The following is a 6,504-nucleotide window of genomic DNA, read 5'->3' as shown; positions in this document are numbered from 1 at the left end:
GCTTGCGCGTCGGCTGGGTGTGGTCTCCCAGCCCCGTGAGCGAGATGAGCGTCTCGTTGTACTCCGACAGCTCGCGCTTGGCCTGCTCCGCCGCCACCTTCAGCTTGCGCATGGACACTGCGTCGCGGTGCACCAGCTCGCGGTGGTTGTCGTCCACCTGCGCCAGCAGCCAGTCCACGATCTTGAGGTCGAAGTCCTCGCCGCCCAGCGCGGGGTCACCCCCGGTGGCCTTCACCTCATACACACCGTCGGTGATCTCCAGGACGGTCACATCGAAGGTGCCACCGCCCAGGTCGAACACGAGCCCGTGGCCCTGGAAGCCCTTGGACAGCCCGTAGGCGAGCGCCGCGGCCGTGGGCTCATTGATGAGGCGGATGGCGTCCAGCCCGGCGATGGTGGCCGCCTCGCGCGTGGCCTGGCGCTGCCCGTCGTCGAAGTTGGCCGGGACAGTGATGACGCACTTGCTCACCGGGCGCCCGAAGTACGCCTCGGCGTCCAGCTTCAGCTCCCCGAGGATCATCGCCGCCACCTGCGTCACCGGCAGGGTGCGCCCGGCCAGCTTCACGCGCACGTCCCCGGTGTTGCCGCCCGCCAGCGGGTAGGGCACCACCGCCTTCGCCGCCTGCACCAGCTCCGGGGTGAAGCGCCGCCCGATGAAGCGCTTGGTGGCCCACACCACGCACTCGGGGTGCTCCTCGGCGAGTGCCTGTGCCTTGGTGCCCACCACCCGCTCGCCCAGCTTCGGCGTGAGGCCCACGACGGAGGGCGTCAGCCGACCTCCCGAACGTGAGGGGATGAGGCGCGGCCGGCCATCCTCCACGGTGGCCACGGCGCTGTTGGTGGTGCCCAGGTCGATGCCGATGACGGGTTCGCGCATTGGAGATTTCGCATGATACGCCGGAGTTGCGCGGGTCCAGAGGCCCTCCGCGCCGCCCCACCCGCCGGGGACAGTCGCAAGGGAACTTATTGGAGACCGTGGACAAGAGCCGTGCCCGGCGTTGCCCCTGGCCGGGGGGCGTGCTAAGGGCCGCCGCGCCATGGTGAACGTGTCAATCGCCCGCCGTTACGCCCGCGCGCTCCTCGACGTCGCCACTGAAGCTGGCCGCGCCGATGCGGTGTCCGAGCAGCTCTCCTCCTTCTCCGGCGCGCTCGCCCAGAATCGCGAGCTGGCGGACGTCCTCTTCAACCCCGCCTTCAGCCGCGAGCAGCGCGCCAGCGTGGTGGAAGCCCTCCTCAAGGCCCTCGGCAAGGTGGAGCCCGTGCTCGCCAACACCCTGCGCCTGCTGGTGGACCGCAACCGCCTGGGGTACCTGCCGGACATCGCCCGCCTCTACCGCGACATGGCCGATGCCCATGCCGGTCGCGTGCGCGGCCAGGTGACGAGCGCCGTCCCGCTCTCCGCCGACACCCTCCAGAGCCTCGCCGGCACCCTCAAGACGCTCACCCAGCGCAATGTGGTGCTCGAGGCCAAGGTGGACCCCACCGTCCTCGGGGGCGTCGCCGCCCAGGTGGGCAGCACCCTCTATGACGGCACCCTGCGCACCCAGCTCGAGCAGATGCGCCGTCAGCTCAAGCAGCGCTAGCTCGCCCTGAGCGAGGGGCCGCTCGCACGGCCGGTGGACTCCCCGGCAGTCCAGCGTTGTCGGGTCCCTCGCACTTCCCTGCAAGCCCGGTATTCCCAGCGGGACCGGGAAGAGATATGGTGGGTTCACGGGTTCCCAGGCCCGTGTCTCCTCCCATGGCGCAGCCCGTCCTCCACCTCTCCCATGCCGGCGCTCCGGCCCCATCACTGCCCGAGGAGGCCGTGCCTTGCATCGGCGCCCTCCTCCAGGCCTCGGGGCTGGGTCTGGCCTTCCTGGACCGGGAGCTGCGCTTCCGCTTCATCAGCACCGCCCTCATCACCCTGAGCGGCATGCCCGGCGCCCTGTTCGAGGGCCGCACGGTGGACGAGGTGTGGCCGGGTCTGGCCCCCGGGCTGAAGCCGCTGCTCTCGCGCGCCATGGCGGGCGAGTCGGTGACGGGCGCCCAGGTGTCCGGCACGCTGGGCAACCCCAACGGCCACGGGGTGCGCCACCTGCGGGTGTCGGTGCTCCCGGCCAGCACGGGCGGGCTGCGCTCGGGCGTGAGCCTCCTCTTGGAGGACGAGACGGAGCGCGTGGAGCGGGAGCTGGCCCTGCGCGAGAGCGAGGCGCGGATGCGCGGCCTCGTCGCCGTCTCCTGCGACGGCTTCTTCCTCCATGAGGAGGGCGTCATCCTCGAGGCGAGCAGCTTCCTGGCCAACCTCTTCGGGAGCACGCCCGAGGAGATGGCCGGCCAGCAGATGTCGCGATGGATCGCCCCGGAGTCCCGCGAGGCGGTGCAGCGCGCGGTCGCCCGGCAGGTGGAGGCCCCTTATGAGGTGACGGGCCTGCGCTCCGACGGCAAGCGGCTCTTCCTGGAGGTGCTGGGCCGGCAGGTGGAGCACGCCGGCCGCACCGTGCGGATGACGGCCGTGTGGGACATCAGCGCCCGCAAGGCCTCCGAGGAGGCCACCACCCGCGCCGATGCCTTCCGCGAGCAGCTCCTCGGCGTGGTGGGGCACGACCTGCGCACCCCCCTCTACGCCATCACGCTCAGCGTGGGGGCGCTCCAGCGGGCCGGTGGACTCGACGACACCCAGTCGCGCCAGGTGGCGCACGTGGCCGCCGCCGCCAAGCGCATGGAGCGGATGATCCACGAGCTGCTGGACTACACCCGGGCCCGGCTGGCCGGTGGCATCCCCGTGCGGCCCACCCCCCTGTCCCTGGACAAGGTGCTGGAGCGCGCCGTGGAGGAGTTCCAGGTGTCGCACCCCACCCGGCTCATCTCCTCCAGCGTGGAGGGAGACATGCGGGGCAGCTGGGACGAGTCGCGGCTCGGGCAGCTCCTGGACAACCTCGTGGGCAATGCGCTTCAGCACAGCCCCGAGGACACGCCGGTGGAGGTGAAGCTCTCCGAGGCCTCCGACGGTGGCATCACCCTCACGGTGCGCAACGAAGGGCCTCCCGTGCCGCTCGAGGAGCGGGCGACCCTCTTCGAGCCCTTCAAGCGCGGCAAGCGCGCCAGTGGCGACGGTCTCGGCCTGGGCCTATACATCGCTCGGCAGATCGTGGTGGCCCATGGGGGCCGCATCTCGGTGGAGTCCGGGGTGGGACTGGGGACGCGCTTCATCGTCTGGCTCCCCCGCCACGCCCCCGGCGCCTAGAGGGGAAAACCCCTCCCCCCAGCGGCTCTTACAGGGCCGATGACAACGTGTGCCCCGGCACGCCCTTGCGCGTTGCGGTGGGGGGGTCCGCGTGCTAAGGGGGCCCGGCCATATTCAGCTTTCCTGGCGGCATCCCCACCGGCCGCCCCTGTGCAAGGACGCAAGATGGAAATCCGCGCCGACGAGATCAGCAGAATCATCCGGGAGCAGATCAAGGACTACGGCAAGAAGGTCACCGTCGCCGAGACCGGGACCGTGCTCTCCGTGGGCGACGGTATCGCCCGTGTCTACGGCCTCGAGGGCGTGCTGGCCGGCGAGCTGGTGGAGTTCTCCAACGGCGTGCGCGGCCTCGTGCTCAACCTCGAGGAGGACAACGTCGGCGTCGCCATCATGGGTGACTTCAAGGAGATCCGTGAGGGTGACGTCGTCAAGCGCACCGGCACCATCGCCTCGGTTCCCGTGGGCAAGGGCCTGCTGGGCCGCGTGGTGAACGCGCTCGGCGAGCCGGTGGACGGCAAGGGTCCCATCCAGGCCACCGAGCAGCGCAAGCTGGAGGTGAAGGCCCCCGGCATCGTGAAGCGCAAGAGCGTGCACGAGCCCCTGCAGACGGGCATCAAGGCCCTGGACGCCCTGGTTCCGATCGGCCGCGGTCAGCGCGAGCTCATCATCGGTGACCGCCAGACGGGCAAGACGGCCGTCGCCATCGACGCCATCATCAACCAGCGCGGCCTGAACGTCTTCTGCGTGTACGTCGCCATCGGTCAGAAGCAGTCCACCGTGGCCCAGGTGGTGGAGAAGCTCACCCGCTCCGGCGCCATGGAGTACACCGTGGTCGTCACGGCCAACGCCTCGGACCCGGCCCCCATGCAGTTCTTCGCGCCGTACGCCGGCGTGGCCATGGGCGAGTACTTCCGCGACAACAAGATGCACTCGCTCATCGTGTACGACGACCTGTCCAAGCAGGCCGTGGCGTACCGCCAGCTCTCGCTGCTGCTGCGCCGGCCGCCGGGACGCGAGGCCTACCCGGGCGACGTGTTCTTCATCCACAGCCGCCTGCTCGAGCGCGCCGCCAAGCTGTCCGACGCCGAGGGCGCCGGCTCGCTCACCGCGCTGCCCATCATCGAGACGCAGGCCGGTGACGTGTCCGCCTACATCCCGACGAACGTCATCTCCATCACCGACGGGCAGATCTTCCTCGAGACGGACCTGTTCTTCTCGGGCGTGCGTCCCGCCATCAACGTCGGTCTGTCCGTGTCCCGCGTGGGCTCGGCCGCGCAGATCAAGGCCATGAAGCAGGTGGCCGGTACGATGAAGCTGGACCTCGCCCAGTACCGCGAGCTGGCCGCGTTCGCGCAGTTCGGCTCGGACCTCGACAAGGCCACCCAGGAGACGCTGGCGCGTGGCGCCCGCCTCGTGGAGGTCCTCAAGCAGGGCCAGTACGAGCCCATGCCCGTCGAGAAGCAGGTCATGCAGCTCTACGCCGCCACCAACCGCGAGGACGCCAACAAGCGCGGGTGGATCCGTCAGGTGCCGGTGAGCGACGTGGTGCGCTGGATGCGCGAGTTCATCGAGTTCGCCGACGGCCGCTACCCGCAGATCGCCAAGGACATCTCGTCCAAGCGCGAGCTGACCAATGAGATCAAGGCCGCGCTGAACAAGGCCATCGCCGAGTTCAACGACGTGTTCCAGCCCACGGCTGGCGCCAAGGTCTAATCAGCGCCCTCCGGGGTAGCTGCCTCACCCGGGCCCCGCGCTCCCTCCCCAGGGACGCGGGGCTTCGTGTTTTCCACGCCCCTCGCGCCTGGAGAGCGAGGGCGTGCCCTTTCGAGCGCCAGGTGGGTCCTGAAGCTGTCGGGCGGCCCTGGAAGCGTCCCCATGCGCGGAGACAGCGCCCCGCAACAGGAGCGTGCCCGGGGCCCATGCGCTAAATGGGGCTCGGTCGTGGTGGGTTTCCCCTGAGTCGTCATTCCTTGCGAGGTCATCGACGTGCGCGGGCAGACCTGGAAGCTCCTGATCATCGCCGACCACGCCGGGCTCCGCTCCGAGCTGCGCCGGATGCTGGAGCGTGGAGCCGAACAGCGCTACGAGTTCGTCGAGTTGGAGACCGGCGCGGCTGGGGTACGGTGGCTCACCGCCAATGCCGCGACGCCCGACTGCGTGCTGCTCGCGCACGAGCCGCCAGGACTGAATGCGCTCGAGGTTCTGGCAGCGCTCCGAGGGGAGCGTCTTGTCCCGCCCTGCCCGGTCATCCTCCTCACGGACACCCCGGCGGAAGGGCGTGAGCTGAGACGCTCGGCGCTGCGGGCTGGCGCCATGGAGTGCGTGGAGAGGAGCACGCTGAATGCTCGGGCGCTGACCCAGGCCATCGAGGATGCGCTCGATCGCTTCGCTCCCTGGCGGACGTCGAGCGCCACTCCCCCCGACAGCACCCGGGCGCAGCTCGAGGCCGTGATCAACGCGATGGCCGACGGCGTCGTCGTCTTCGACATGGCCGGCAACGTGGTCCTCCTCAACGAGGCGGAGGCGCGGATCAACGGCTTCGCGAGTGCCGAGGAGATGAAGCGCGATCTCGCGTTCTTCGCGGACATCTATGAGCTGTCCCTCGACGATGGACGGCCTCTTGCGGTGGCGGAGTGGCCTGTCTCGCGGGTGCTGCGGGGAGAAACCCTCACGCATTGGCAGCTCCGCGCCCGGCGGCGGGATACCGGGCAGGCGTGGCACATCGACTTCAGTGGAGCGCCCATTCGGGATGAGGCGGGAAGGCAGCTGCTCGCCGTCGTCATCACCCGCGACGTCACGAGCCAGGTCCATGCCGAGCAGGCGCTGCACGCCTCGCAACGCCGCTACCGGATGCTCTTCGAATCCATCGATGAGGGCTTCTCCCTCGTGCAGATGATCTTCGACGCGCACGGCGAGCCCATCGACTACCTGTTCCTCGAGACCAACGCCGCCTTCGAGAGCCACACCGGGCTCGCGAACGCCGTGGGCAAGCGGGTCAGTGAGCTCGTTCCCCAACTCGACGCGTCCTGGTTCACGCGTTACGGAAACGTGGCGCTCACGGGCGAAGCCATCCGCTTCGAGAATCATGCCCCGGCGATGAATCGCTGGTTCGAGGTGTTCGCCTCCCGCGCGGGCGACCCGGAGAGCCGGCAGGTCGCGATCGTCTTCAAGAACATCACCGAGCGCAAGCTGACGGAGCAGGCGCTGCGCGAGAGCGAGGCGCGCGCGCAACAGGCCGCCGCCAAGGCCGAGGCCGAGAGCCACCTGTTCGATGCCGTACT

Annotated in this window: 5 protein-coding genes; 4 read left to right on the top strand and 1 reads right to left on the bottom strand. The window is 69.8% G+C overall.

Annotated elements, in window-relative coordinates:
• The coding region (locus VF697_RS29330) for an Hsp70 family protein (RefSeq protein ID WP_331100045.1) at positions 1-877 on the bottom strand (877 nt) is incomplete at its 3' end.
• A gap of 160 nt (positions 878-1,037) precedes the next feature.
• Here VF697_RS29330 and atpH point away from each other — a divergent pair.
• From atpH to VF697_RS29310, 4 genes are all read left to right on the top strand, one after another.
• Positions 1,038-1,583, top strand: a complete 546-nt coding sequence (atpH, locus tag VF697_RS29325; protein WP_331100044.1) for an ATP synthase F1 subunit delta — start codon at positions 1,038-1,040, stop codon at positions 1,581-1,583.
• A gap of 155 nt (positions 1,584-1,738) precedes the next feature.
• Positions 1,739-3,223, top strand: coding sequence for a PAS domain-containing sensor histidine kinase (locus VF697_RS29320; RefSeq protein WP_331100043.1), 1,485 nt, complete (start codon positions 1,739-1,741; stop codon positions 3,221-3,223).
• 165 nt (positions 3,224-3,388) lie between these two features.
• Entirely contained in the window at positions 3,389-4,936 is a 1,548-nt protein-coding gene (gene atpA / locus VF697_RS29315) for a F0F1 ATP synthase subunit alpha (protein ID WP_331100042.1), read from the top strand.
• Between the two features lie 273 nt (positions 4,937-5,209).
• The coding region (locus VF697_RS29310) for a PAS domain S-box protein (RefSeq protein WP_331100041.1) at positions 5,210-6,504 on the top strand (1,295 nt) is incomplete at its 3' end.

Source organism: Archangium sp., assembly GCF_036388035.1.
Lineage (GTDB): Bacteria > Myxococcota > Myxococcia > Myxococcales > Myxococcaceae > Archangium.
The sequence above is the reverse complement of the archived record's forward strand: the minus strand, read 5'-3'. Positions and strand labels throughout refer to the sequence as shown.

Excerpts from the sequence above, each read along its gene's own strand:
- atpA (WP_331100042.1), top strand. The coding sequence starts at position 3,389 with ATGGAAATCCGCGCCGACGAGATCAGCAGAATCATCCGGGAGCAGATC.
- atpH (WP_331100044.1), top strand. The coding sequence starts at position 1,038 with ATGGTGAACGTGTCAATCGCCCGCCGTTACGCCCGCGCGCTCCTCGAC.
- VF697_RS29320 (WP_331100043.1), top strand. The coding sequence starts at position 1,739 with ATGGCGCAGCCCGTCCTCCACCTCTCCCATGCCGGCGCTCCGGCCCCA.